The organism is Sulfitobacter faviae (genome assembly GCF_029870955.1).
In the GTDB taxonomy this organism is placed as follows: Bacteria; Pseudomonadota; Alphaproteobacteria; order Rhodobacterales; family Rhodobacteraceae; genus Sulfitobacter; species Sulfitobacter faviae.
Genome location: NZ_PGFQ01000001.1, coordinates 476,653 through 503,483 on the forward strand (window position 1 = coordinate 476,653; position 26,831 = coordinate 503,483).

At 60.8% G+C, this 26,831-nt stretch carries 20 protein-coding genes, 1 tRNA gene and 4 pseudogenes; 15 read left to right on the plus strand and 10 right to left on the minus strand.

What is annotated here, in order from left to right; genetic code table 11:
* Positions 1–375 precede the first annotated feature (375 nt).
* Entirely contained in the window at positions 376–2,355 is a 1,980-nt protein-coding gene (locus tag CUR85_RS02535) for a TonB-dependent receptor domain-containing protein (RefSeq protein WP_067261315.1), read from the plus strand.
* An 84-nt stretch (positions 2,356–2,439) separates the two neighbouring features.
* Here the strand turns inward: CUR85_RS02535 and CUR85_RS02540 are convergent, their stop codons facing one another.
* The gene (locus CUR85_RS02540) at positions 2,440–2,727 is read right to left on the minus strand and encodes a DUF2218 domain-containing protein (RefSeq protein ID WP_067261313.1); all 288 of its coding nucleotides are present in this window, start codon (positions 2,725–2,727) and stop codon (positions 2,440–2,442) included.
* Between the two features lie 104 nt (positions 2,728–2,831).
* Between CUR85_RS02540 and CUR85_RS02545 the strand changes: the two are divergent.
* The 4 genes and pseudogenes from CUR85_RS02545 (at position 2,832) to CUR85_RS02560 (ending at position 6,355) form a co-directional block, all read left to right on the plus strand.
* Positions 2,832–3,721 (plus strand): annotated as a pseudogene (locus CUR85_RS02545) (siderophore ABC transporter substrate-binding protein).
* A gap of 4 nt (positions 3,722–3,725) precedes the next feature.
* Complete coding sequence (locus CUR85_RS02550; protein WP_067261310.1) at positions 3,726–4,673, plus strand: ABC transporter permease; 948 nt, start codon at positions 3,726–3,728, stop codon at positions 4,671–4,673.
* Between the two features lie 105 nt (positions 4,674–4,778).
* Positions 4,779–5,606, plus strand: a complete 828-nt coding sequence (locus CUR85_RS02555) for an iron chelate uptake ABC transporter family permease subunit (RefSeq protein WP_280321425.1) — start codon at positions 4,779–4,781, stop codon at positions 5,604–5,606.
* A complete protein-coding gene (locus tag CUR85_RS02560; protein ID WP_067261307.1) occupies positions 5,603–6,355 on the plus strand; it encodes an iron ABC transporter ATP-binding protein in 753 nt (250 codons plus the stop codon). The genes CUR85_RS02555 and CUR85_RS02560 overlap by 4 nt, the downstream gene beginning before the upstream one ends.
* On the opposite strand, the gene CUR85_RS02565 is transcribed toward CUR85_RS02560, so the two are convergent.
* The gene (locus CUR85_RS02565) at positions 6,243–8,297 is read right to left on the minus strand and encodes an efflux RND transporter permease subunit (RefSeq protein ID WP_425520105.1); all 2,055 of its coding nucleotides are present in this window, start codon (positions 8,295–8,297) and stop codon (positions 6,243–6,245) included. The two genes, CUR85_RS02560 and CUR85_RS02565, sit on opposite strands and share 113 nt — an antisense overlap.
* Positions 8,298–8,773: 476 nt before the next feature.
* Between CUR85_RS02565 and hemN the strand changes: the two are divergent.
* The 5 genes and pseudogenes from hemN (at position 8,774) to CUR85_RS02590 (ending at position 13,796) form a co-directional block, all read left to right on the plus strand.
* A pseudogene (hemN, locus tag CUR85_RS02570) lies at positions 8,774–10,128 on the plus strand (oxygen-independent coproporphyrinogen III oxidase).
* Positions 10,129–10,287: 159 nt separating this feature from the next.
* On the plus strand, positions 10,288–10,632 hold the full coding sequence (locus CUR85_RS02575) for a DUF3140 domain-containing protein (protein WP_067263901.1): 345 nt from the start codon (positions 10,288–10,290) through the stop codon (positions 10,630–10,632).
* Positions 10,633–10,997: 365 nt separating this feature from the next.
* Positions 10,998–11,951: a TAXI family TRAP transporter solute-binding subunit gene (locus CUR85_RS02580; RefSeq protein WP_067263903.1), complete on the plus strand. Its 954-nt coding sequence runs from the start codon at positions 10,998–11,000 to the stop codon at positions 11,949–11,951.
* A gap of 61 nt (positions 11,952–12,012) precedes the next feature.
* Entirely contained in the window at positions 12,013–13,395 is a 1,383-nt protein-coding gene (locus CUR85_RS02585) for a TRAP transporter permease (RefSeq protein ID WP_280321436.1), read from the plus strand.
* Positions 13,365–13,796: a TRAP transporter large permease subunit gene (locus tag CUR85_RS02590; protein ID WP_280321438.1), complete on the plus strand. Its 432-nt coding sequence runs from the start codon at positions 13,365–13,367 to the stop codon at positions 13,794–13,796. The genes CUR85_RS02585 and CUR85_RS02590 overlap by 31 nt, the downstream gene beginning before the upstream one ends.
* Before the next feature lie 272 nt (positions 13,797–14,068).
* Here the strand turns inward: CUR85_RS02590 and CUR85_RS02595 are convergent, their stop codons facing one another.
* From CUR85_RS02595 to CUR85_RS02620, 6 genes and pseudogenes are all read right to left on the minus strand, one after another.
* On the minus strand, positions 14,069–15,586 hold the full coding sequence (locus CUR85_RS02595; protein WP_067263908.1) for an aldehyde dehydrogenase (NADP(+)): 1,518 nt from the start codon (positions 15,584–15,586) through the stop codon (positions 14,069–14,071).
* Entirely contained in the window at positions 15,583–16,590 is a 1,008-nt protein-coding gene (locus tag CUR85_RS02600) for a 4-hydroxythreonine-4-phosphate dehydrogenase PdxA (protein ID WP_067263911.1), read from the minus strand. Before CUR85_RS02600 ends, CUR85_RS02595 begins: the two co-directional genes overlap by 4 nt.
* Before the next feature lie 2 nt (positions 16,591–16,592).
* A pseudogene (locus CUR85_RS02605) lies at positions 16,593–16,817 on the minus strand (FCD domain-containing protein); the annotation flags it as partial.
* A gap of 87 nt (positions 16,818–16,904) precedes the next feature.
* Positions 16,905–17,696, minus strand: coding sequence for an IS21-like element helper ATPase IstB (gene istB / locus CUR85_RS02610; protein WP_067266994.1), 792 nt, complete (start codon positions 17,694–17,696; stop codon positions 16,905–16,907).
* Positions 17,686–19,215, minus strand: a complete 1,530-nt coding sequence (gene istA, locus CUR85_RS02615) for an IS21 family transposase (RefSeq protein ID WP_136720741.1) — start codon at positions 19,213–19,215, stop codon at positions 17,686–17,688. The genes istB and istA overlap by 11 nt, the downstream gene beginning before the upstream one ends.
* 239 nt (positions 19,216–19,454) lie before the next feature.
* Positions 19,455–19,529: transfer RNA gene (locus CUR85_RS02620), tRNA-Asn, on the minus strand.
* A gap of 275 nt (positions 19,530–19,804) precedes the next feature.
* Between CUR85_RS02620 and CUR85_RS02625 the strand changes: the two genes are divergently transcribed.
* Entirely contained in the window at positions 19,805–20,194 is a 390-nt protein-coding gene (locus CUR85_RS02625) for a DoxX family protein (protein WP_067261701.1), read from the plus strand.
* A gap of 60 nt (positions 20,195–20,254) precedes the next feature.
* On the opposite strand, the pseudogene CUR85_RS02630 reads toward CUR85_RS02625, so the two are convergent.
* Positions 20,255–21,839 (minus strand): annotated as a pseudogene (locus CUR85_RS02630) (gamma-glutamyltransferase family protein).
* A 143-nt stretch (positions 21,840–21,982) separates the two neighbouring features.
* Positions 21,983–22,204: a hypothetical protein gene (locus CUR85_RS02635; protein WP_067261697.1), complete on the minus strand. Its 222-nt coding sequence runs from the start codon at positions 22,202–22,204 to the stop codon at positions 21,983–21,985.
* A gap of 561 nt (positions 22,205–22,765) precedes the next feature.
* Here CUR85_RS02635 and CUR85_RS02640 point away from each other — a divergent pair.
* From CUR85_RS02640 to CUR85_RS02655, 4 genes are all read left to right on the plus strand, one after another.
* On the plus strand, positions 22,766–22,891 hold the full coding sequence (locus tag CUR85_RS02640; protein WP_276153550.1) for a hypothetical protein: 126 nt from the start codon (positions 22,766–22,768) through the stop codon (positions 22,889–22,891).
* Positions 22,888–24,138: an AAA family ATPase gene (locus CUR85_RS02645; RefSeq protein WP_276153551.1), complete on the plus strand. Its 1,251-nt coding sequence runs from the start codon at positions 22,888–22,890 to the stop codon at positions 24,136–24,138. Before CUR85_RS02640 ends, CUR85_RS02645 begins: the two co-directional genes overlap by 4 nt.
* 1,133 nt (positions 24,139–25,271) lie before the next feature.
* On the plus strand, positions 25,272–25,754 hold the full coding sequence (locus tag CUR85_RS02650) for a helix-turn-helix domain-containing protein (RefSeq protein ID WP_280321458.1): 483 nt from the start codon (positions 25,272–25,274) through the stop codon (positions 25,752–25,754).
* On the plus strand, positions 25,747–26,799 hold the full coding sequence (locus tag CUR85_RS02655; protein ID WP_276153553.1) for a tyrosine-type recombinase/integrase: 1,053 nt from the start codon (positions 25,747–25,749) through the stop codon (positions 26,797–26,799). The genes CUR85_RS02650 and CUR85_RS02655 overlap by 8 nt, the downstream gene beginning before the upstream one ends.
* Positions 26,800–26,831: the final 32 nt, after the last annotated feature.

Genomic DNA, 26,831 nt, shown 5'->3' on the forward strand with positions numbered 1-26,831 from the left:
ATTTATACTTCGGCGCATCGCGGCTCCTTGTGGCCTGAGAGTGCAAAAGATTTGTGACAATGGCGGAAAATGCCGTTTGTTTTGGCAGGGTTGCTATCGGCGGAAGCGGTCATGGGCCGGACGGCTGACGAGGCCGCCTGCGCTTTCGGGGGCAAAGGGAATTGCACCTCTTCGCGGTCCGAGCCGCCCCTTCTAACAAGGTGATCCACGGCCCCGCACCCGTGCTGCCACCCACTTCCTTTACCCAAAAGACACAGGCAGCCCCCCGCCAAAATCATGCCTCTTGAGATTCCTGACAGTTTCTATAAGGAATCGCCGCAACGCCGTCCGGGGGTGCTTTTCCGGGTCCGGGCCGTTTGAGTAAGGGGAAATTTGATGAAGCCGACACATGCATTTGCTTGCCTTGCCGCGGGGATGATTCCCGCCGCGGGCCAAGCGCAGAGCACTAACGACGAAGCCTTTCTGGGGACCATCGTTCTTGAGATGCCAGCCGTTCCGGGGATGGAAGACGATGACATCTCCATCTCCAGCGAAGGGCTGGCGCTGAGCAATCCTGCGGACCTGTCCGAACTTTTCGTAGCCGAGCCGACCATCGCGGTGGGCAGTTCGATCCCGATGTCGCAAAAGGTCTATGTCAACGGGATCGAGGAGAACAACCTCGCCATTTCCATCGACGGCGCGCGGCAGAACAACAAGGTGTTCCACCACAACACCACCACGCTGATCGACCCCGCCCTGCTGAAAGCCGCCCGCGTCGACCCCGGCGTGGCCCCCGCCGATGCGGGCCCCGGCGCCTTGGGCGGCGCGCTGGCCTATGAGACCAAGGATGCGAGCGATCTGCTGGCCCCGGACGAGAGTTTTGGCGGGCGCTACAAGCTGGAATACGACAGCAACGGCGACATCTTCTCGAACAGCCTGTCGGTCTATGGCCGCGAAGGCGGGTTTGAATACCTCGGCTTTGCAAAGGTCGCCGAAGGCGGGCTGCGCGAAGATGGCAATGGCGACGAGATCATCGGTTCGGGCACTGACCTGCTTAGCGGGCTGGGCAAACTGGCCTATGAAGCGCAGAGCGGCGACCGGGTCGAGCTGTCGTACGAACGGGTGGTCGACGATGAAATCCGCCCCTACCGGGCGAACCTCGGTGCCATCATCGGGGGCCGCCCGCTTCCTGCGGACCGCCCCTATGATCTGGAGCGCACCAATATCGTCCTGAGCTACAGTGACACCACGCCCACAGCGATGTGGAACCCCACCGCACGGCTGGCCTATAGCGGGACCAAACTGGTTAACGACGAGTCGGCGCTGTCGACCAATTCGATCACCAGCGGTGAGACCGTGAGCCTGAGCGGCGAATTCTCAAACCGTTTCGCACTGAGTTGGGGTGAGTTGAACGCAGGTCTCGACTTTTACTCCGATGAGGCCGATCTGGACTATCGCGACCTCTCCTCCGGCGCGCGTGAAGCGGCCACGGAGAAACTCAGCAACATCGGTCTTTTCGCCCAAGCGCGGATAGAGCCCACGCCCAATGCGCGTCTGTCCTTCGGCGCGCGGGCCGATTTTCAGGATTTCGAGGGCACCGATGGCTCCTCGCAGTCTGAATCGGGCCTCTCGGGCAATATCTCGGGCGAATATGACCTCTCGGACGATCTGACGATCAGCGCGGGCTATTCCCACGTCTGGGGCGGTCTGGAACTGGCCGAGAACTATATCCTCAACCCCGCATGGAACTATGGTTCCGGCATCGAAGAAGTCACCGCCGATAACCTCTACCTTGCCGCGAATTACACCATGGGCGCATGGGTCGTCGACGGTAAGCTTTTCGCCACCAACATCGACAACGCCCGCGCTGCCAGCTATCGCGGTGGCCCGGCCTTCACGGCGGATGTGCAATCGCGCGGCTTTGAACTGGGTCTTGGCACCGCATGGGAAGACGGTTTCTTCCGCGCCGGTTTTGCCCGCATCGACACCGAGATTGATGGCCGCGCGGCCGACTCCTACTATGGCAACTACCTGACCATGCCGATGGGGGATTTCCTGACCTTCCAAGTGGCGCATCGTTTGAACAACGGGGTTCTCTTGGGTGGCGATGTGCAGGTGGCCTTCGACTTTGACGATACTTATGACGCCGCCACAGGCGGCAGCGGGCCGGAGTTGGACGGCTACACGATCGCCAATGTCTTTGCCGAATACACGCCCAAGCGGATGGACAACCTGACCCTGCGCGCCGAGGTAAACAACCTCTTTGATGAGCAATACAGCAGCCGCGCCACCTATGGCCAAGAGTTCGTGGGCGAAGTGGAGCCGCTGACCGAACCCGGCCGCTCCATCCGCCTCAGCGCCGAGATCATCTTCTGATCAGAGGCTAGGCTTGGTCGAGCCCCGGTTCGGCCTTTTACCCGGCGCCCATTGCGGCGCCGGGATTTTCTGTGAAGGGGCGGCCTATTCGACCGTCCAAACCATGTTCTTTTCTGTTTCCCGGAAGGCAAAAGTTTCAAGATGCCGGTCAATGACACTATGCAGCGCAGGCACCATCTCGGGATCGTCGAGCGTCGCCGTGACGGTGAGGCCCTTGCTGTCCGCCGTCATATAGGCCGTGCCCATCTCGAAAGCGGCCCAGCCCTTTTCGCTGTCGTAAGATGTCTCGATCTTATGGCCGAAATGCTTGCACAGCTGCTGCAAGTATTTCGAGCCGTTCTCGGTTTGGTAAAATCCTGTGGTCGTCGGCATGGCGCTCTCTCCGGATGCATTTTCTGCCTTAGTCCTAAGCCGGGCCATGGAAATGGTAAACACCGGCCCGGCTTCCCCTCCCCCCTGATGAAAGAGTTACCGCTATGATCAAACCCCTTGCCCTTTTGGCCCTGCTTTTCGCCACGCCCACGCTGGCCGAGACCGTGACGGTCGACACCGCCCGCGGCCCTGCCGAAGCGCCGCTCACCCCCGCCACGGTGGCGGTCTACGATCTGGCGGCCTTCGACAGCCTCACCGCGCTCGGCGTCACACCGCAGGGCTTGGTGCGCCCGGTCTATCTGCCCTACCTCGAAGAGACGGCAGAGGGGACCGAGGTCATCGGCTCCCTTTTCGAGCCGGATTACGAGGCGCTTTTTGCCCTGAACCCCGACCTGATCATCGCCGGGGGCGCAGCACCGAACAGGTGCCGGAACTGGCGCGGATCGCGCCCACCTTGGACATGACCATTTGGCAAGACACCATCGGCGAAGGGCTGGCCCGGCTGGAGGCATACGGCAAGGTTTTCGACAAAGAGGAAGAGGCCGCAGCCCTGACGGCGGCTTTTGAGGATAAGCTCGCCCAGACCAAAGAGGCGCTGGCGGGCAAGGGCCGCGCGCTTATCGTGATGACCAATGGGCCGAAGATCAGCGCCTATGGCATCGGCGGGCGGTTTGGCTGGCTGCATGAGGCGCTTGGCCTGCCCGAAGCGGTGCAGGATGTCGAGATGGCCAACCACGGTGAGGCGATCAGCTTTGAATTCATTCGCGAGGCCAACCCCGACATCCTGCTGGTGATCGACCGGATGGCGGCCATCGGTCAGGAAAGCGAAGGCGCGCGTGCGACGCTCGACAACGCATTGGTGCATGAGACGACCGCATGGAAAACCGGCCAAGTCGTGCACCTAAGCGCCGCGCCCATCTACATCGCAGGCGGCGGCATCCAGTCGATGACCCGCACGCTGGATGAGATCAACGCCGCCCTGACGGAGCAGTAAGCCTGTGGCGTTTGCCCTTGCCTGTCTCCTCGTGATCCTGTCTGTCGCCTCGCTTTTCGTCGGGGTGATCGACCTGTCTTGGGCGGCGCTTTGGTCTGATCCGGCGGCCTTGGAGCTGCTGGTGGTCAGCCGCGCGCCGCGCACCATCGCCGTGGTGATCTCGGGCGGGGCTTTGGCGGTGAGTGGGGCCATCATGCAGATGCTGGTGCGCAACCGTTTCGTCGAACCGATGACCGCGGGCACGGGCCAAGGCGCAGCGCTTGGCATTCTTTTGGTCACCCTCTTCGCGCCGGGGGCCTCTATCTTCGTCAAGATGGTCCTCGCCTCCCTCACCGCCCTTGCGGCGGGCGCGGGGTTTCTGGCCATCGTGCAGCGCCTGCCCCCAACCCAGCCCCTGCTGGTGGCGCTGGTGGGGCTGATCTACGGCGGCATCCTTGGGGCGGCGGTCACCTTCATCGCCTATCAGGCGGACCTGCTGCAATATGTCGAGATCTGGATGAACGGTGAGTTCTCCGGCGTGTTGCAGGGCCGGTATGAGTTGCTTTGGCTGGTGGCGCTGGTGGCGGCGCTGACCTATCTCGCCGCCGATCAATTCGCGATCATCGGCATGGGCCGCACGGCCAGCATCAACCTTGGCCTGAACTATGGGCAGACGATGGTGCTGGGGCTGCTGGCAATTTCCATCGTTACCGCCCTGACCGTGGTGACAGTGGGGCTGATCCCCTTTGTCGGGCTGGTCGTGCCCAATATCGTGGCCCGGCTGGCAGGCGACAATCTGAGGCGGAGCCTGCCGCTCACCGGGATGACCGGCGCGGGACTTGTGCTGCTGTGCGACATTCTCGGGCGGCTGATCCGCTATCCTTATGAGATCCCCGTGGGCACGGTATTCGGCGTGGTGGGTGCGCTGCTGTTCCTGTGGTTGCTGCATGGGCCGAAACGCCATGTATCCTAAGCGTCTTTGGTGGCTTCTGGCGCTGCTGGGCCTTTGCATCGCGCTCTACCTCGGGCTGGGGGCGCGGGGAACTGGGGCTTTGTCCTATCGTTTCGCGCCAATAAATTGATCGCCCTGCTGCTGGTCGCCGTCTCGATCTCGACCGCCACGGTGCTGTTCCAGACCATCACCCGCAATCACATTCTGACGCCTTCGGTCATGGGGTTCGATGCGCTCTATCTGCTGACCCTGACGGTGCTGATCTTCGTGCTCGGCGGCCAGACCTTTACCCAACTGCCCGAGATCGCGCAGTTCCTCGTGAACAGCCTCCTGCTGATGGGGGCCGCCTTAGCGCTTTTCGGCACGCTCTTGCGCCGCGGCGGACATGATCTGTTTCGCATGATCCTGACGGGCATTATCTTTGCCGGGCTGTTCCGGTCGGTCTCAAGCTTTCTGCAACGGGTCATCGACCCCAATGAATTCATGGTCGTACAGGCCAATGCCTTTGCCCGTTTTGGCCGGGTCGACACGCCCCTTCTCACCCTCGCCACCCTCTTGACCGGCGGCGCGCTGGTCGCCGCTTGGCGGATGCGCCAGCGGCTTGATGTGCTGTCGCTGGGCGATGAAAGCGCCGTCAACCTCGGCGAAGACCCGGAGCGCGGCATGTTCCAAGTGCTGGTGCTCGTGTCGATCCTCGTCTCAGTCTCGACCGCGCTGGTGGGGCCGATGGCCTTTCTCGGCCTCTTGGTGGTCAGCGTGGCGCGACAGATCACCCCGGTGATGTTTCATAGCGTCATGCTACCCTCGGCGGGACTGGTCTCGGCCATCACGCTGGTCGGCGGGCAGATGGTGCAGGAGCGCGCCCTGCGCTCCTCGACCCCGCTTGTCGTCATCGTCGATGTGCTTGGCGGCCTTGTCTTTCTAATCCTGCTGCTGCGGAGGAAACCCAGATGATCATCATCCGTGACCTGAACCACGACCGGGACGGCAAGCCGACCCTGCGCGAGATCGATCTGACCTTGCAGAGCGGCGGGATCACGGCGCTGATCGGCCCCAACGGGGCGGGGAAATCGACGCTTTTGTCACTAATCGCCCGGCTGATCCCGCTTCAGCACGGGCAGATCATGGTCGATGACCTGCAAATCGGCGCCTGCGCGAACGACGCATTGGCCCGACGCTTGGCCATTCTGCCCCAAACCAGCGATGCGGCCCCCCTGCTGACGGTTCGCGAGTTGGTGAGCTTTGGCCGCTACCCCTACCACAAGGGCCGCCCGAGCGCGGAAGACCGCGAAAAGGTAGAGGCGGCACTGGCGGCTTTCGACCTTGCCCCCCTCGCCGAGCGCCGCCTCGATACGCTGTCAGGCGGTCAACGCCAGCGCGCGCAGGTGGCCATGACCTTTGCGCAGGAGACCGATTATATCCTGCTCGACGAGCCGCTGAACAACCTCGACATCGCGGCCTCGCGCGGCTTGATGCACACATTACAAGACCTCGCCCGCACCCATGGCAGGACCATCGTGATCGTGCTGCACGATATCAATTACGCCGCCGCCTATGCCGATCAGATCGTGGCGATGAAGGACGGACGGATCACGCATCACGGCGCAGCGCGCGAGGTCGTGACGGATGCGATGCTTTCGGAGGTTTATGGGACTTCGGCGCGGGTGCATCGAATTGGGGAGAAGGTTGTGGTGGCTGTTTGAGGGGGGGTGTTTGAGAGGGGGGCTGTTCAGGGGGCGATTGGCCGGGGGTTCCCCTCCCCCCTACTGCCCCCTCCACTTCCGCTTTCAGCCGCTGCGCTGCCCCGCCGGGGGCAGCCCCCCACACTGCGATCCAGAGATAGAAGATGGGTGTCAGGAACAGCGTAAGAACCGTGACAAAGCCTAGGCCGCCGACGATCACCCAACCGACGGCAATGCGGGCCTGGGTCCCTGCGCCCGAGGTCAGGATCAATGGCAGGCCGACAAAGACGGTGGAGACCATCGTCATCATCACAGGCCGAATGCGCAGGCGCAGCGCGCTTCGGATGGCGCTGTCGATATTACCCCCTGCTTCGCGCAGTTGGTTGGCGAATTCGACGATCAGGATGCCGTTCTTGGCCATTACCCCGATCAGCATCACACGGCCGATCTGGCTGAAGTAGTTCAGCGAGCCATCCGTGATGGAGATCGCCAGCAAAGCAGCGGCAAGGCCAAAGGGCACTGTCATTATGATAATGACCCCGCTGGCGAAGCTTTCGAACTGGGCCGCGAGCACCAGCAGAACCACGATCAGCGCGACGCCGAAGACCATGTAGATCCCGCCTTGGCTATCACTCAGCGTCGCTGCCTCTCCGGCAAAGGTGATCCCCAGCCCCTCGGGCAGCACTTCTTTCGACAGGGCCAGCACCCGGTCCATCGCCGTGGAGAGGTCAACACCTTCACCTAGGTTCGCCTGCAAGGAGACGGTCAAGGCACCGCCCAAAGGCTTGATCTGCGCCTCGCTCACCACCATGTCGAGCGTGGCGACCGAGGAAAGCGGCACATAGACACCGTTCTCGAGGCGGATGGGCATGGTGGCGATATCCGATGGATCGTCGATCGGTTGCCCACCGGGGACGACATTCACGTCAACCTCGACATCATCGGAAAAGACGCTGACCGCCACATCGCCTTGCACCATGGCACGCACGACCGAAGAGACATCGGAGCCGTCAAGCCCCATATCGCCCGCCGCGCTGTCATCCACCGTCACCTCCAACTGGGCATTGACACTGTTGTTGGACAGTTGCGGGTTCACGAAAGTGTCATCCTGTGCCATCGCCGCCACGAGCCTGCCTGCCGCCTCAGTCACATTGGCAAGGTTCGTCCCGGTCACGGCAAAGCTCAGCCCCCCGCCCGCGCCACGGATGTTGAGACTGTTGGTCGACCGCGCGCTGACCTCCACACCGGGGATCGAGGCCAGCTGACCACTGATCTGGCCAATCAACTCTTGCTGGGTAAAGTCACGCTCGGCCCAATCCGGCAGGCGCACGACAATAAAGGCGCTGGTGCCGCCGCCGCCGCCGCCGCCGATGATGCTTTGCACCGTCTCGATCTGCCCTCTCTCGCGACGGGGAGCGAGGATATCTTCGACAAGCGCGACCTGCGTATCGAGGTAATCGGTGGTCGTGTCAGAGGCGCCGCGCGCCTGCACGAGGAAGAAGCGCCGGCCCTCTACCGGCGTGACGGCGGACGGCAGGGTCATCGCGGCCCCCATCGCGATCATGGCAAAGCCGATCGCGACCGATAGAACCAGCAGCGGCGTGCGGATGGCCAAATCCATCACCCGGTCAAAGCCGCGCACCAAGACGCCCGGTGCGGCACCGTCGGCGCTGGTCAGCGTCTTGCCGGGGTCGAGCAGAGCGAAAAGCACAGGCGCAAGCGTGAGCTCGGTGATCGATGACAGGGTGACAGCAAAGGCCAGCACGAAGCCGAATTCGGAAAAGACGCCCCCCGCCTGCCCCGGCAGGAAGGAGATCGGGATGATAACGGCGGCGAGCGTCGCGGTGGTGGAGATCACGGCGAAGAACACCTCAATCGTGCCCGAGGCCGCAGCGGCGAAGCCCCCCATGCCGGACTTGCGCTTGCGCATGATATTCTCATCCACCACGATGGCATCGTCCACGACCATCCCCGTCGCCAGAACCAGCGCTTCCGCCCCAAAGGCGCGTCACCTCAGCGGGCAAGCCGAATGCGACGCTATAGGCGCCAGCGATGATAAACAGGGAGAAAACGGCGTCGGATAATTCTCTCAATTTCTTCTTTGCTCCTAAACAGCGCGGCAAATGGGCTTCATGCGTCTGCCAACTGCGCGTTTTGCAAAGGCGCCTCCCCAAGCGGGCGGTACGTTGTACTCCGGTCAGTTTGGAATTGTGCGAGTTTTGGCGGTGTAGAGGGACCCTGTCATGCTGGTGCTCCTCCTGATACGGAGGGGAAAGAACATTCCGTCGCTCAAAGATGAGATTTTATTCGCGGGAGAATGCGTCGGCGGACAAACCCATAAAGGCCGCAGCGCGTCGCCCTCGCGGGACCGCCCTGATATTTGCAGTCGATTTGATCCAGCGCAAAGACCACGCTACCCCGCCCCTCTAAACCAGTGCCATGGAACAGATACAGATGCTCGAGGCTCTCGGCCTCTTCGACGCGCGCGTGCCGCGCTACACCTCCTATCCCACCGCGGCGGCTTTCACCCCCGCGGTCGGCGCCGCGTTTCAGGGCTCAGCGCTTGACGCGTTGGACCCCGGCGCGCCGGTCTCGGTCTATGTTCACATCCCCTTTTGCGAGCGGCTGTGCTATTTCTGCGCCTGCCACACGCAGGGCACCAAGACGCTCAGCCCTGTCGAGCGCTATATCGAAGCTCTTGAGGCCGAGCTTGAGCTTCTGCGCGCTGCGATGCCTGCGGGCATGCGGATGGGGCGGATGCATTGGGGTGGCGGGACACCGACCATCCTACCGCCCGCCCTCATCGACCGCCTGAACCGCGCCCTTCATCAGCGCTTCACCCCGACCGAGGATTTCGAGTTCTCCGTCGAGATCGACCCCACCCAGATCGACCCCGCCAAAATCGCGGCCCTGCGCGCTGCGGGCCTCACACGGGCCTCTATCGGCATTCAGGATTTCGACCCTGAGGTGCAGCAGGCCATCGGGCGCCTTCAGTCCTTCGAGGTCACGCGCCGCTGTGTCGATCAGTTGCGCGCCGAGGGGGTCACCTCGCTAAATACCGACTTGGTTTACGGCCTGCCTCATCAGACCATGGCGCGGCTGGAGGATACGATCGACAAAACCCTGTCACTTGCGCCGGATCGCGTGGCGCTTTTCGGCTATGCGCATGTGCCCTGGGTCGCGAAACGGCAGAAACTCATCCGCGAGGCGACACTGCCCGACGCGGTCGCACGCTATCACTTCGCCGAGAAGGCCGCGGCACGCTTCGCCGCTTCGGGCATGGAGGCAATCGGCATTGATCATTTCGCCACGCCGCAGGATGGGCTGACCCAAGCAAAAAACAACCGCCGCCTGCGCCGGAATTTCCAAGGCTACACCGATGACAATTGCCAAACCCTGATCGGCCTCGGCGCCTCGTCAATCTCGCGTTTTCCGGGGGCTACGTACAGAACGCCCCCGCGACGGCGGCCTACACCGCGCGCATCGCGGCTGGCGACCTGCCCGGTACGCGCGGCTACGCCTTGAACGACGCGGACCGCCTGACCGCGCGGGCGATCGAATGTCTGATGTGCGACTTCACCCTTGACCTGAACGCCTTGGCAGAAACCTTCGGCGCGCGGGCCTTCGATCTCGCACCCGATTTAAAGGCCATCGCGACCCGCTACACCCCATTCGTGCGCTTGTCCGGAACGCGCCTCGACATCCTGCCCGAAGGTCGCGCCCTGACCCGCATGATCGCATCACTGCTGGACCGGGAGGTGCCGGCAGGCATGCGCTATTCGCAAGCTTCCTGAGCTATGACCGGCTCGCCCGAGGCGCGGGCCGTTCGGACACTGACAAGCTGACGGCAGACCGATCGGCGCGCGCCTCGCCGACCGTGGCGGACCGCTGTGACCCTTGGGAACAAAGCGCGCGCGGGCCGGTTTCTTCCCAGTATTGGATTGGGAAAGAAAATGTCTTCATCGAAATCGAAGGACGAAATCTGGGGCGAGTGGCGCGATCTGGTCAACATGGCACCGGCGGAGCTTGAGGACTGGCTGGAGACCGAGGACTCCAAGTCCGTGGGCGACAGCGGAACCGGTGAAAGCACCGGGCACAAATCCGGCCGCCGGATCGTCAAGATCAAACGCACCAATAAGGACGACCTGACCGACGATCAGTGGGATCACATGGCGACCGTCGTCGGCTATATCAAACGACATCTCTCCCAAGGCGGGCCGAAGGATGGCGTTGAAGACTCGAAATGGCGCTATTCGCTGATGAATTGGGGCCATGATCCTTTGAAAGGCGATAGCTGACGCACTGCGCCTTGCCCGAGAGATAAGGGGATGGACCTTTGATCGGGCTTCGACATTGGCGAAGGCGCGCAGACAGTTGCGTTTCTTCGCATCTCAAGCGTCGATATCTTTCGCCCTCTATGGCCTGCGATCCGCGCATCGCAGAACTGGTTGCGGGGCGCAGCGAACCTGCCGCATCTACCATCTTCCCATATCTTCGACCTCGCAAGACCGAAGCGGCCCGCCGTATTGGTCCCTAAGAGCCACCCAACAGCGAACCCCATTCTCGACAATGCCGTAGTGTGCTGCCACAAAGTCACCCAAAGGCAGTCCCGCACCTGTTTCGCCGGGAGATCGTTCGCCTTGCGCTTGGAGGAGGAAAAACCATGAATGCGTTGAGACAAACTATTTGCGCGGCATTGGCCCTGGGGCTTGTGGGGGGCGCCGCAAGCGCCGAGACCCGTGTGACCTATAAGTCGGCCAAATCGGGCTCGTCCTACTATCAAATGGGCGTGGAGCTTGCCGAGGCTATGAAAGCGGGCAGCGGCGGAGACATCTCGGTTACCGTGGAAGAGAGCCAAGGATCGGTTCAAAACGTCATGGAAGTCCGCGCGCGCGGGGCCGACTATGTCTTTACCACCCCGCCCTCGCTCGTTGGTCTGGCCCAGAACGGCAAGGCCATGTTTGAAGGCAAGACCGCACCTGCTTTCGATGAGATTCGCGCGCTTTTCCCGATCCCATCGCTGACCATGCATTTCGTGATGTCTCAGGACAGCGGCGCCAACGCGCTCGCGGATCTGGAAGGCAAGAGCATCCTGCTGGGCAAAGGGTCTTTCGGCGCGACCGAAGGTGCGAAGTATCTGGATATGTTCGGGCTGGCAGACAGTGTGGAGATCGCTGATGCGGAATTGAGCAACGCCGTGGCCGCTTTGAAGAACGGGCAGATCGACGGCTTTGTCACCGCGGGTTCATTCCCGGCGCCAAACGTCGTCGAAGCCGCCGCTTCGACCCCCGTGACCGTGGTCCCGTTGTCGGACGAGCAGATCACCCAATCCAAACGGACCCGCATTGTCATTCCGGCGGGCACCTATGCGGGCCAAGAGCAGGATGTGACCACAACGTCCCTGCCCGTCGCCGCTTTCACGACAACCAAGATGGACGATGAAACGGCTTATCAGCTGACCAAGACCTATTGGGAAAACAAGGCCAAGATGGCCGATACATCGCCTTGGTGGGGCAATGTCACGCCTGAGTTGATGGCCAATATCACCACTGAACTGCACCCCGGCGCGCTGCGCTATTACGAAGAAGCCGGGATCGCGACAGAGACCTCGCAATAAAAGGATGCGCGGCGCGGGTATTCCGCGCCGCGCTTGCCCAGCCAAAGCCGGACCCCCATAGATGACAAACCTCCCCGAAAGCCGACTGGCGGCGAGTTTCTGGATCGCGCTGGCCATCGCGCTGGTCAGCTATCACTTGGCTTTGGTGTTTTCGGGTCTGGTGCCGAACCTGATCAGCAGGCCGCTGCATATGGCCTTCATCCTGCCCTTCGCTTTGGTCTTTGACGCGCAGACGCCGCTGCGGCGGATCACTGGCAGCATCTTGGCGGCATTGGGCATCGCCGCAGCGCTTTGGGTGGCCTTCAACAGCGATGCGCTTGGCGATCAATATGGGTTCATCGAAAGCAACTTCCAGCTCGCCGTGGCGGTGACCCTGCTCTTGGTGGTGCTGGAAACGGCGCGGCGCGTGATCGGTTGGCCCTTGCCACTGGTCGCGGCAATCGCCCTGCTCTATGGCCTGTTCGGGCAGCATATTCCTGGCGAGTTCGGCCATTCCGGCACGCCAATAGAAAGCTATTTCGGAACACTGACCATCGCCGAGGGCGGCATCTGGGGAACGCTCACCGGTGTCTCGGTCTCCGTCGTGGCGATCTTTGTCATCTTCGGCGCAGTTCTGAACGCTGGCGAAGCGGGGCAAGGCTTCATGAATGTCGCCGCCGCCGCGGCGGGGCGGCTGAAAGGCGGCGCGGCGAAGGTGTCTGTTTTGTCGTCGGCGCTCTTTGGGTCAATCTCCGGCTCGGCCTCCGCAAATGTCGCTTCCACCGGCGCGATCACCCTGCCCGCAATGACCAAGCTCGGCTATCCCAAACGCCTCGCCGCCGCGGTCGAGGCCGTGGCCTCCTCAGGCGGACAGATCATGCCGCCCCTGATGGGCGCGGGCGCCTTCGTGATGGTCGAGCTGACCGGCGTGCCCTACACCGGCATCATGGCTGCCGCCGCGCTTCCGGCGGTGCTTTACTTCGTGGCGGTCTGGGTTGGCATTAACGCCTACGCGCAGCGCTTCGCCCTCAAAGGTATTGCAGAAGCGGATCGCCCCACATTGCGCGACGTGGTTGTCACATCGCTCTTCTTCCTCGTCCCCTTCTCGGTCCTGCTATGGGGGATGTTCGTCGCGCAGTTCACGCCGGAATATGCGGCGGCTATGGCGATCCTCGCAGCGGCGCTGCTCTTGTTCTTCAACGCGCGGCTCACTTTCGAGCCGCGCCAGATCGCCACGCGAATAGCAAGTGCAGTTCTCAATGCCGCGCGGCAGGTTGCCCTGATCGCCTCTATCATTCTTTGCGCCTCAGTCATCATCGGTGTCCTGTCGATCACCGGGCTCGGCGTGAAAATCACCTCTCTCATTCTGGCGGGGTCCGGGGGCTTCTTTGGCCGTCCCTGCTGCTCACGGCGCTTGCCTGCCTCATCCTGGGCATGGAAGTGCCCACCACGGCGGCCTATGTGATCTGCGTCTCCGTCGCCGGGCCTGCGCTCATCGAACTGGGTCTTTCGCCGCTTCAAGCGCATCTCTTTGTCTTTTGGTTCGCGCTTCTCTCGACAATCACGCCCCCGGTCTGCGGCGCTGTTTTTATCGCCGCGGGGATGATTGGCGAGAATTGGTTGAAGGTCGCTCTGACAGCGATGGCGCTTGGCATTGGGCTCTACATCATTCCACTGGGTATGGTCGCGAACCCGGATATGCTGAGCCTTTCGGACGCCCCATTGGCAGCACTCTTGGCGGCTGGTCGTGTCGCATTGGGGTTGACCCTGCTATCATACGGTTTGATCGGAGCGCGACGGCCCTTGCCAACGCTCGCGCTTTGCGCAGGTGGACTGGCTGTTGTGTTTTCTGGCCTGTGGATTTGAGCGCGCGGCGTTAGAAGCGGGCGATTAGTCTTGTGATATCAGATAGCGCGTCGTGAAGTATCAAGGCCAGCATTAGAATCATTTGAGCGCAAATGGTGCAAAACCCTTCGAGCGTCCGTCCCACTAACGCTCAACCGTGGGTTTCCCTGCGGCTGGTATCAATTCCTTATCCCTACGGGGAGGCTGGGAGATTCGGTTGAAACGGTACGCCCAAGATTTTTATCTAAGGCGTACGCAAAAACTATCTCAGTTCGATTCACCCGCTTGAGGCGTCACTTAATAGCATCCTCAGGCAACAATGCTTCAGGCATATTCTGATAGCACACGGGGCGAAGGAAGCGCCGGATCGACAGGGTGCCCACCGAAGTTGCGCCAAAGTTGGTAGAGGCGGGATATGGCCCACCATGTACCATGCTATTGGCCACTTCGACGCCGGTTGGGAAGCCGTTGATTAGCAGACGCCCGGCTTTGCGCTCGATGATCGGCATAAGACGCCGCGCCGCGTCGGTGTCCGCGTCATCCATTTGCAGCGTGATCGTAAGCTGGCCGTCCAGCCCTTTTGCCAGCGCTTCCATTTCTTCAATGGAACCGGTCCGAACAACGAGGCCAAGGGGGCCGAAAACCTCCTCTCCCAACTCATGATCTTGCAGATACGCTTCGGTATCCGTCTCATAAAGGTTGGGCAGTGCTTTGCGGCCTTCGCTTTCGGTCGACAGACGCGCCTGCACCGCATTGCGCCGATCAAACCGGTCCTTTCCGTCGCGGTAAGCCTGCGCGATGCCATCGGTGAGCATCACCTGCGCGGGCGCGTCTTTTAGCGCTGTCGCTGCAGCTTCGACGAAGCTGTCGCCCTCAGCGCCTTTCGGCACGACTGCTATGCCCGGATTGGTGCAGAACTGCCCTGCACCCATGGTCAGCGATCCCGCCCAGCCTTCACCAAGCGCGGCACCGCGGGCTTTGATGGCCTCGGGCAAAACGAACATGGGGTTCACAGAGCCCAGCTCGCCGAAAAATGGGATCGGCTCGGGACGGGCCGCGCAGAGGTCGAACAAAGCGCGCCCGCCCCCCAGCGAGCCGGTGAAGCCCACGGCCTTGATCAGCGGGTGCTGCACCAGAGCCTGCCCAACCTCGCGGTTGCCGCCTTGGATGAGGGAGAACACACCTTTGGGCATATCGCATTTTTCGATTGCCGCATGCACGGCCTCGGCCACGATCTCGCCCGTGCCGGGATGGGCGGAATGGCCTTTTACGACAACCGGGCACCCTGCGGCCAGCGCCGCGGCGGTGTCGCCACCTGCGGCGGAGAAGGCAAGCGGGAAGTTGGAGGCGCCGAAGACCGCGATTGGCCCAATCGGGCGCTGAACCATGCGCAGGTCGGGGCGTGGCAGGGGCTGACGGTCGGGAAGGGCCGGGTCGTGCCGGGCATCGAGGTAGTCACCCTTGAGGATATGATCGGCAAAAAGCCTCAGCTGCCCCGTGGTGCGACCGCGTTCGCCATTCAGACGGGCTTCGGGCAGGCCCGTTTCACGGGTGCCAATATCGGTGATCGCCTCGGCGCGAGCTTCGATCTCATCGGCAATGGTGTTCAGGAATGCAGCGCGTGTTTCGCGGCTGCTATAGCCAAAAGTCCAGAAGGCATCTTCCGCCGCCGCGCAGGCCTGATCGACGAGCGCCGTTGTCCCGACGCTGAAATCATGCGCCGGACCGTTTGCGGGTTCGGAGGCAAAGGTCTGGTCAGAGCCGATCCATGTGCCGGCGATCAGATGTTTACCATGCGGGGTAAAGCTCATGCTGCTGTCTCCTTTTGCGAATTGCGGACCATCTTGCAGGCGATTTCAAACGCGGCGCGGGTGGCCCCGACATCGGCATTGCCTTGGCCTGCAATGTCGAATGCCGTGCCATGTGCGGGGGTGGTCACCGGAACAGGCAGCCCGCCTTGAACCGTCACACCGCGGTCGAATCCAAGTAGTTTGAGCGCGATCTGGCCTTGGTCGTGATACATCGTGACGACGGCGTCGATCTCGCCGCGCGTGACTTTTAGGAACACCGTGTCGGACGGCAGCGGGCCTGTAACGGCCATCTGACCGCCTGCCATGTGCCGCACCGCAGGTTCGATCACGTCAATCTCCTCCCGGCCAAAGTTGCCGCCGTCTCCGGCATGGGGGTTGAGCGCGGCCACGGCGATGCGCGGTCTGGCGTGGCCGGCTTGACGCAGGGTGCGGTCGATCAGGCGGGTGGCTTCTTGGATGCGGTCGGGGGTGATGGTGTCGGCCACGTCCCGCAGGGCGATATGGCTGGTGACCCGGCTGGTCCACATGTCGTCGAGCGTGTTAAGTTCCGAAATATAGTTCGTCACGCCCAGCTTCTCGGCGATGTAGTGCAACTCATCCGAATGACCGATCCCGGCCATATGCATCGAAGCCTTGTTAAAGGGCGCGAAGACAATCGCGTCGATCACCCCTTCCTGAACAAAGGCGAGCGCTTGGTCGAGGACTTGGAGCGTAGACCGGCCCGAGGCTTCGGTGCTTTGGCCAATAACGACATCTCCGGGCGCGATGGTCTGCATCTCATGCAATGCGACTGGCGCGGTCTCGGTCCAATCCTGTGCAGCCGCATCGACCGCCGTCATCGCATGATCGCATCCGGCTTGGCGCTGGCCCGTCTCAAAGACATGGCGGTCGCCGATCAGCAGGATCTGCGCCTGATCGCAGCAGTCATCGGCCAGCAGCCGGGCGACAAGTTCCGGCCCGATGCCGCTGGGGTCACCGGGGATAACTCCAATTCTTGGCGTCATGTTCACTCCGTTTCTGTATTCTGGTCTTTGGCTTTGCCGTCTTCCTGCAAAGCATTTTTCGTATTCGTAACTGCCGAGGCGAGGTGATGGCGCAGTGCCTCGGAGGTGGCTTTGGCGTCGCGCCGCGATAGCGCGTCAACGATGGCACGGTGTTCGGCCAAGGTCTGGCCGCGGCCCGATTGACGTTGCGAGGACTGAAACCGCGCCCGCCACAGCCGCGCGTTGAACTTGAGGTGCGTATCTGTTGATTGTCACTGAGAACTGACCCGGTATTTTCACCGAGATTTGACCCACCCTCAGTTATGCGTCGTGGTCTATGATGCGGTCAATGTTTTGGCCTCCTTTGCAGTTTTCTTTGCTGCCTCAGAACTGACCTTGAAGCGGTAGCTGTCGTTTCCGGTTTCGAGGATGTGGCAGCGGTGGGTAAGCCGATCCAAGAGAGCGGTGGTCATCTTTGCATCCCCGAAGACCTGCGCCCATTCTGAGAAGCTAAGGTTGGTGGTGATGATCACACTGGTGCGCTCATAGAGCTTACTGAGCAGATGGAAGAGCAGCGCCCCGCCAGATGAACTGAACGGCAGGTAGCCGAGTTCGTCCAAAATGACCAAGTCGACCTTCGTCAGCGTCTCAGCCAGTTTCCCTGCCTTTCCAAGCGCCTTCTCCTGTTCCAACGCATTGACCAATTCTACGGTCGAGAAGAAGCGGACCTTGCGCCTGTGGTGCTCAATCGCTTGGACGCCAATTGCAGTGGCCGTGTGGCTCTTGCCCGTTCCGGGACCGCCGATCAAAACGACATTTTCGGCCGCTTCGATAAACTCGCATCGATGTAGCTGCCGCACTGTCGCTTCGTTGACCTCACTCGATGCAAAGTCGAAGCCCGTCAGATCCTTGTATGCGGGGAAGCGGGCGACTTTCGTGTGGTAGGCGATAGACCGTACCTCGCGTTCGGCGATCTCAGCCTTGAGCAGCTGTGACAGCATTGGTGTGGCAGCTTCGAACGCTGGCGCGCCCTGGGCGACCAAGTCTTCAATCGCATTTGCCATGCCGTACAGCTTGAGACTGCGTAGCATGATCACGATAGAAGCTCCTGCTGGGTCATGACGCATGGCGCTTCTCCTTAGTCTGTCGCAACCCGTCATAGCGATCGACGTTGGCCTCTGGCGTTGACTGCAATGCCAGTGCGTCCGGCGGATCGACCTCGGGGTGATCTGTCGGTCTGCGGTCGATCAATCGATGCAACAGGTTCAGGATGTGCGTCTTGGTGGGGACGCCCGCTTCAAGTGCCAGCTCCACTGCGCACAAAACGTCATCTTCGTTGTGCTGAAGGACCAGAGACAGAATGTCGACCATCTCTCGGTCACCGCCTTCTTTACGCAGCATGTGATCCTGAAGTTGCCGGAAGGCATCCGGCATCTCCGTGAACGGCGCACCATTGCGTAAGGCACCTGGTTTGCGTTGGATGACAGCGAGATAGTGACGCCACTCATAGATGACCTTGCCGGGCTTGCGATGAGATCGCTCGATGATCCGCGCATGCTCGCAAACCGTTTGCCCTTCAGCGACCACGACCAGCCGTTCGGGATAAACATGCAAACTGACACGTCGGTTCGCGAAGCTGGCGGGAACGCTGTAGCGATTGCGTTCGAACGTGATCAGGCATGTGGGTGACACACGCTTACTGTGTTCGATAAAGCCATCGAATGCCGGCGGCAGTGCCATCAGCGTGGGCTTCTCGGCCTCCCACACGTCAGCGATGGACCCCGGCAAAGCCTTGTGCGGTGTCTCTGCCCAAAGGGCGATACAGCGATCTTCAAGCCATTGGTTCAGCTCGTCCAGATCGGCAAAGACCGGCATGACTTGCCACATGCGGTTGCGCGCATCCTGCACGTTCTTCTCAACCTGGCCTTTCTCCCAACCTGCGGCTGGATTGCAGAACTCGGGCTCAAACACGTAGTGGCTGGCCATAGCCTTGAAGCGTGCATTGACGTCCCGCTGCTTGCCTCTGCCCACACGATCAACGGCGGTCTTCATATTGTCATAGATCCCGCGACCAGGCACGCCGCCGAAGACGCGGAATGCATGCCAGTGGGCGTCAAACAGCATCTCGTGCGTTTGCAGCGGGTAGGCCCGCACCAAGAAAGCGCGGCTGTGTGACAGTTTGATATGCGCGACCTGAAGTTTGGCGCGCTCACCGCCAATGTTGGCCCAGTCCTCGCTCCAATCGAATTGGAAGGCTTCGCCGGGCGCGAACACCAAAGGCACGTAGGTGCCGCGCCCCGTCGTCTGTTCCGCTCGATGCCGATCTTCACGCCATGCCCGGGCGAAAGCTGCTACGCGTTCATAGGAGCCATCATATCCCAGCTTCACCAGATCAGCATGCATTTGCTTCACTGTCCGCCGCTCTTTGCGTGACTTCCGCGTCTGGATTAAAAGCCAGGCTGACAGCCGATCCGAATAGGGATCCAGCTTGCTTGGACGCTTGGGCGTCTTGAACTGCGGTTCCACCGCACCTTCACGCAGATACTTCTTTATCGTGTTCCGAGACAAACCCGTCCGCCGGGCAATCTCCCTGATTGGCATCTTGTCACGCAATGCCCAGCGTCGAATGACACTCAAAAATCCCATGTCGATCACTCCAAATCCCCCAACCAAAACCGTCGGGGAAGTGTGTTCACATGGGTCAATTCTCAGTGACAATTTATGGGGCTACCGGGTCAGTTCTCAGTGACAATCAACAAGGGCATCCAGGAATCGGGAGTGTGGACCAGTGTGGGCACGCAACTGTGCACCAGTTTGTGCACGTGCACAGGTGGCTCGGACTCTGGCCGGGGCCTTGCCAATAAAATCAACCACTTAGGGGAAATTGGCTCCGGCGGTAGGGATCGAACCTACGACCAATTGATTAACAGTCAACTGCTCTACCGCTGAGCTACGCCGGAATGCCTATGTCTGTCTTTCGGGCAACGCCCTCGGACAGCGGCTCTTTAACGCGGGCGGTCCGGGGTGCGCAAGAGCAATTGGCCGATTGAAGCGATTTTTTTTCGATTATCTGCAAACGCCCGTGAAATGCGTCCCTCGCTACGGTTCCCTACGGGGCTCAGCATCACAGGTCCGTGACACATCCCCTCCTCCGGCGCTTAGGGCTGGACGGGTTGCGCGGGCTGCGGTTGAAACTGGGCTCATATGAACAACTCAATGTCCTGAAAGGGAAAACATGACCTTCCTCTCCCCCTACCAGCCGCAGATACTCTCGCTTTTCCGCATCATGTCGGGGCTCTTGGTGCTGCAACATGGCACGACCAAGGTCCTTAGCTTTCCAGCCGGGCCGATGAACGGCGTGTCGATCGCCTCGATGGGTGGAATAGCGGGCGTGATCGAATTGGTCTTTGGCGTCTTGCTGGTGATCGGCCTGTTCTCGCGCCTGTCAGCCTTTATCCTGAGCGGCTTGACGGCGGTTGCCTATTTCATCGCGCATATGCCGCAGGGGTTCTTTCCGCTGCTGAATGGCGGTGAACTGGCGGCGCTTTACAGCTTTGGCTTTCTCTACCTCGCAGCCGCCGGGCCGGGGCCGTGGTCGGTCGACGCGATGCGCGGGCAAGGCTGAAAACAAAACGGCATGGCCCTGGAACGGGCCATGCCAAACTCACAGGGGTAGCGGCCCTGATCAGAAACCCGCCGCCTGCCCGTCTTTGCGCGGATCGGACCCGGCGGAATATCCGCCCTCGGGCAAGCGCTGCACCAGCTGCGCGCCGCCGAAGCCGAACGCGTTGTCCGGCGCTTCGACATGAACGACATGGCCCAGATCGCGCAGCCCTTGCAAAAGCTCGGGCGCCATCGCAGGCTCGCAAGCCACTTCCAGCCCTGACAGAATGCGCCAGCGCGGCGCATCGGCGGCGACCTGAACGTCCTGCCCCAAAGCTGCGTACGCAGCAACAGTTGCATATGACCTTGGGCCTGAATCGGGCCGCCCATCATGCCATAGGCCATCAGGGGCTGGCCGTCCTTCATCGCGAAGCCGGGGATGATCGTATGGAAGGGCCGCTTGCCCCCCGCCACGATATTCTGATGCCCCGGCTCGGTGGTGAAGCCAAAGCCGCGGTTCTGCATCGACACGCCCGTCCCCGGCACCACCACGCCCGAGCCGAAGCCTGCGTAGTTCGACTGGATGAAGCTGACCATCATGCCCGAGGCATCCGCCGTGCTCATCAGAACCGTGCCGCCTTGCTTGGGCGCGCCCGCGCCAAAGTCCTGCGCCTTCTCGGTCGAGATCAGCGCGGCGCGGGACTTGAGGTATGCGGGATCGAGCAGCGCCTTTTCGTCGACCTCCGTCATGGCCGTGCGATCCGCCACATAGGCATGCAAATCACTATAGGCGAGTTTGCAGGCTTCGATCTGCAAATGCACCGCCATCAGGTCGTCTGCGCCATGCGCGCGGATGTCGCTATGCTCCAGGATGCCGAGCGCCATCAGCGCGGCGATCCCCTGCCCGTTTGGCGGAATTTCATGCAGCTCTACATCGTCGAAGCTCTGGCTGATCGTGCCGCACCATTCGGGCTTATTGGCCGCCAGATCCGCCATGGTCATCGCGCCGCCATTGGCCTTGGCATGGGCCACGATCTCTTCGGCAATCTCCCCCTCATAAAAGGCGCGGCCATTGGTCTCGGCGATCAGCCTCAGGGTGCGGGCCGCGCCGGGATTGCGGAACCGCTCCCCCGCTTTTGGGGCGCGGCCCTCCGGCAGGAAGGTCTCGGCAAAGCCCGGCTGTTTGCCCAGAACCTCGGCCCCGCGCGCCCAGAGTGTCGCGATGGTGGGCGAGACGAGGAAGCCCTCTTCGGCATAGCGGATCGCCGGGGCCAGCACCGTCGCCAGATCAAGCTTGCCGAACTTCTCCATCAATTCGACCCAAGCGCTGACCGCGCCCGGCACGGTGACACTGTCCCAGCCATGCTCGACCATGCCATCGGGGAACCGCTCAGGCGACCAAGCGGCAGGCGCGCGGCCCGAGGCATTGAGCCCGTGCAGCTTCTCCCCGTCCCACAGGATGCAGAAAGCGTCAGAACCCAGCCCGTTGCCCGTAGGCTCCACCACCGTTAGCGCCGCGGCGGTGGCGATCGCCGCATCCACCGCATTGCCCCCTGCTGCATCATCAAGAGACCGGCCTGCGTGGCCAAGGGCTGAGAGGTCGCGACAACGTTGTCGGCAACCACAGGAGATCGGTGGGACGGGTAAATGGGATCGTGACGAAACATGGCTGTCCTTTGCTTGGGTAAGGCCAGCGGCGCGGTCAAACCGGCCGCCTGCGGCATTGCCGGCAAAGTGAACGTGAATGCATCTGCATGCAACTGCCCAGCGGGAGAATTCGGCGGGGATAACGTGCTTGTTGGCGGCTTTGTTACCCGCCGCTGCCCGCGGAGCTGCGCGCCTTGAGGCGGAGCATCTTGCGGTGGTGGCGGAAGCTCCGCTCGCAATGGCCCGGGGTAAAGACCATGACCCAAAGCGCCCAAAGAACGCTCTCCTCCCGGTATTGCCACGCCCTTGCACAGAGCGACTGATCGGCATCGGAGAAGATGCAATTATGCAGGATGCGAGACCAGTCTCTTACGTTAACCAACATCTGGAACCTCCCTTTCGCTGAGCGATGATGCGTCTCGCCGCCATCGCCAAGGATCTGGTCCCCCGGATGTTTAGAATGCTGGCCGAAAATTCTGCCGAGAATAAGGCGGAGGGCTGGTGAGACCGTGCCGGGCAAATGTTACAAAGTTGCAAAGCGGGGGTACGCTGGGGGCGCATGCGATGACGGCCCAGATGGGGGCGGTGCTGTCGTGCAGGTGTGGGTGGCGGAGACGAAGGGATTCGAACCCTCGAGACCCTTCCGGGCCTACTCCCTTAGCAGGGGAGCAGCATGTGATTTATCGTATGATTTTGTTTGAAACTGCCGCCGTTTGCGCCTGTCGATGCTATAAAGGGGTTATCGGAGGCTGGTCGAGAGCGATCTGAGCGGCATCAGGATGTCTCCACGTCACTTGGCCCCGGATCTTTTGGATCTGGGGCTTTTTTTTGCGTTCAAATGTACGCTGGGCAACTCCCCTTGCTTATAGTATGAAAATCGTATGAAGTACGTTGACATAAGACCGACACGTGCTACCTCTTGATTATCAAGAAAGAGGGAATAGAGATGGCTCATTACCAGATGCAACAGCTTGAGACGACCTCCGCGATTATTACCGCCAACCTCATTGTGCTTGGCGGTGACCTCTTCGAGATCCTGTTGACCATCGCCGCCGCAGTTGGTGCGCAATGACGGCCGACAAGCTGACCGTCTACACTCTCCCCGGCGATCGCTCAGAGATGTGGAATGACGGGCTCGAGGGAGAGCTGCGCAAGACATACCTCAAGCGGATGGACATCATCGGCGAGATCCTCCGGAGATATGACCTGCACATCGATGACCTTGCCTATGTTGACCCCGGCGATTTCACAGAGCCCAAGGTGCGGCCGCATGACTTCTGTGGCGCTGACGATGTCGCGCTCGCCCAAGCAACAGCGGAAATCCACGGCTATCTCGCCGGCAAGGCGCTGCTGTTCTCCTGTGATGGCACGCTTGAGATGCTCTGCAAATCTGTCCGCTCATTCCTGCGCATCTCCAAGCCTGTTCAGGATGCCCTGTCAAAGCACGTCGAGGAGAATGTGCGCCGGAGCCACCCCGGCCCCCTGCCGCTCGACAAAGACAAAGACCTCAAGAATTTCCTGGGCGGCTCATCTGGCCCTCTTCCTCTCGCTGGTCCACGCTCAACACATGAGATCGATGAGATCTTTGCGCGCGTCCATGCACGGGCGCCTTGGCTAAGTCATGCGACTAAACGGATCTGGCGACATGCGCGCGGCCGGGCGGCGGCGGGTGTTGTCGGATACTCCGCGCCTCCCTTCATGCTCTGGGGTCCGGGCGGCACGGGTAAGACGGAGCTGGCGGCCATCATTGCTGAAGAGGCCGGGGCACCATCTTTGGAAATGGACGCCGGGGTCGGATCTGCGGCTTTCCGGATCACGGGCGTGGAGAGCGGCTTTTCAACGCGCCAGATCGGCGAGCCCCTGCGGCTCATCGCTGAGCGCGGTATCGCCAACCCGATCATCACGATCAACGAGGTCGAGAAAGCCATGGGCGGCGTGAACACAACAAACGGGCTCAACACATCCATGATCTCGGCGCTCTTGCCGATGCTCGAGCCGTCCACCGCGGCCAGCTTTCGCTGCCCGGCCTCTGGCTTGATTTGCGATATGTCGCGGATCAGCTGGATGATGACCGGCAACGCCATCCACATGTTGCCCGCGCCCTTCTTGACCCGGATCGAGGTGATCGAGGTGCCAGGCTTGAGCCTCGAGGACTATCTCCAAGCCGCCGATATCCTATGCCCCGACGATCCTGATGTTAAAAGCCTCGTCGGCCGCTTTGTGATGGATGCACACCAAAAACCCGGGTTTAGCTTGCGCAATATCATCCGTGTCATCGAACGGCTGATCCCCACAAAAGAGGGTTATCTTCTTCATTGAGCGTTAATCTCGGCCACCTTACGGCAGCGCGCCCAACCGCTGACCGCGTGAGCATGCACACGGCCGAGATCACAGACATTGCTGTCAAGGCGACTTTTGTATGGTCCAGCTAAGGCTGGGCACCAGACCAGCACCTCCGGCGCTCAATACTCAGCCTCCATAACCAAACCGCGTCCTGCCGGCGCGACAGCCAATCTAATAGCCCTGCCGGTTCTCTTTTCGCCGCTTCAAGAACTGCTCATGCGGCTCCCACGCGCAGCATTCCTCGCGTGAAGCGTCTGCCAACTGATCTAGCCGTTTTCCTGCGCGTCTGCCGCGAGCCGTCGAGACACGAATGCCTGTTCTGCCCGGCGCACAGCTTAACCGTCCATATCTTTCTTTGGAGATGTAACTTAGACATACCCAAGTTGCTCCGCCAGCTACTTCTTGGAGGAAGTCCGTGCTCGATGACCAGCGGCAACCGCGTGGCGCATCACCTTGATATACTTCTCAGTTTAATCTCCACGCACGTTCGCAGAATTGATCGTGTGGGTAGTCTGATTGAGGTTGGTCGAGATGTCCTGCAACTGTCTCGGGATACCTCGCGACATGGAATGGCTAGGCAACCGCTGTCGGGATTCAGGCCCCAAAACCTGAGATCTGACACGATCGGAGGGCGATCTCGCGGCTTTCGTCTGAAATTCGCGAAATATCTTATCCGCAAAATTGTCGTCCACCTCAAAATCGGCTTCGAACGGGATCGAGGTGGGGAAATCGATGAAAAATGCGGAGATATCCCTCCTCTCTACCGAAGCAGTAGGACTGTGATGATGAGGGCCATAATGCCCCGGATGCTCAACGAAAGGACCCTACGCTTACGGCTGAGTGCGACTATTCCGGCGACTACGCGTTATGTGACACGAGCGTAGTTGGGTCTTTACATCGTGTGGTGCCGGACGCAAAGCGCGGCTCTTAGCTCGTCGGGGTACAGCCGCGTACCCGTCTAAAGAGTTCGAGAACGACATGTTCTACTACACCACCATACCTTATGTCGTATGCCCCGAAAATCCGTCTGCGGTAATCAAACCACGCTTTTGGGCTGAGCGCTGTATTATATCGCTTGATATTGTCTGTTTTCGTGTTATTCATGCGGTATGAAAAACACTTCTGGAGAGCTCGACATGAATGACATTGGCGACGAACTTCCCATCTATGCTCAGAATCTGCAGCGCATTCTGCGCGAACGGAACCTCCAGCAATCCGAAGTGGCCGAAGCGTCTGGACTCAAGCGAGATGGCTTTGGCCGCTATTACCATGGCAAGACCAAGCCTCCCGCGAAGAAGTTAATTGCGATTGCGGCAGCGCTGAAGGTCAAGCCATCCGACATCGATCCTGAAAGTGTATCGCTCGACAACATCGAAGCCGAGCATTCAGCTGATGAATTTGCCTATCAGATGACGCCCGCAATGAGCCGCAGGCCCGGCTATCTGACGCTACGTGTCAACGTCGAGCTTCCAGCTGGAATGGCAGTGCGAATAGCTGAAACGATCGAGAAACAGCTCAACGCCGAGCAATATGAAAATAAAATGGATGCGAGCCTACTCGAGATGCAGATGAACAGAGGGTTTGATGACTAAAGCGCAACGGACACCCTATCTCGTCAAAGTCCCGCGCCGCGATGCGTGGCATATCAGAGATGGCAAGTATCGACGCTCGACGGGCGAGACTTCGAAGGCCGCAGCGACGCGCGTCCTGCTCGGGTATATCGAGAACAAAGGCGGCAAGATTTCCACGTCGGAGCCGGAGACCATTGCCGAAGTCATCGACTATTGGGTCGAGGTTAAGAAGCCGGGGATGCTGGAGAACGGTCAGTGGAATAAGAAATGGCGTTTTGTGGTCAATACGATCAAGCGCCATGCTTCTGATGCCCCACTCGTCGATGCTGGCTTCGCATGGTCGCGAAAATACATTTCCGGCCGTCGTGCGGAAGGGGTCGGAGGCCCAACGATCCGGCAGGAACTGTCGACGATCAGGGCCGCATGGAAGCTCTGTTGCGACCACGAGTTGCTGTCGATGAGTCCGAAAAAGTTCGATTTACCTGCGCAGAGCAAACCGCGCGAGCGGTGGTTGACGCGCCACGAAGCGGCACAGCTGATTGATGCATGCCAAAAGCCGCATACTAAACTGTTCGTGGAACTGGCCCTCGCGACGGCAGGTCGACACGGCGCTTTATTGGAGCTTCAGTGGAGCCAAGTGCATTTTGAAAAAGGGCAGATTGATTTACGCGTGAGCCCCGATGATCACGAAGAGAAAGAGCGCGGTCAGCGCAAACGCCGGGCCCGGGTCCCCATCTCAGACAGAGTCGTGGACATCCTCCGCGAGGCTCGAGAACGGACCGCAGGTGATCATGTGATTGAATATCACGGTGGGTCAATCCGGTCGTGCCGCGACGGCGTAAAAGCTGCCGCAGATCGCGCGGGTATCCCTGGCGTCATCACGCCGCACATCTTGCGCCACACAGCCGCGACTTGGATGTGCCAGTCCGGGATCGACTTGTGGCAGGTCGCCGGCTTCCTCGGACATAGCTCAACGAAAATGGTTGAGCAGACATACGGACATCACTGCCCTGATCATATGTCAGCTGCGCGAGACGCCTTGGAAGGTCCGCGCGACGCTGGCTGATCGTTATGCACATCGCTTAATAAGCGCTACCG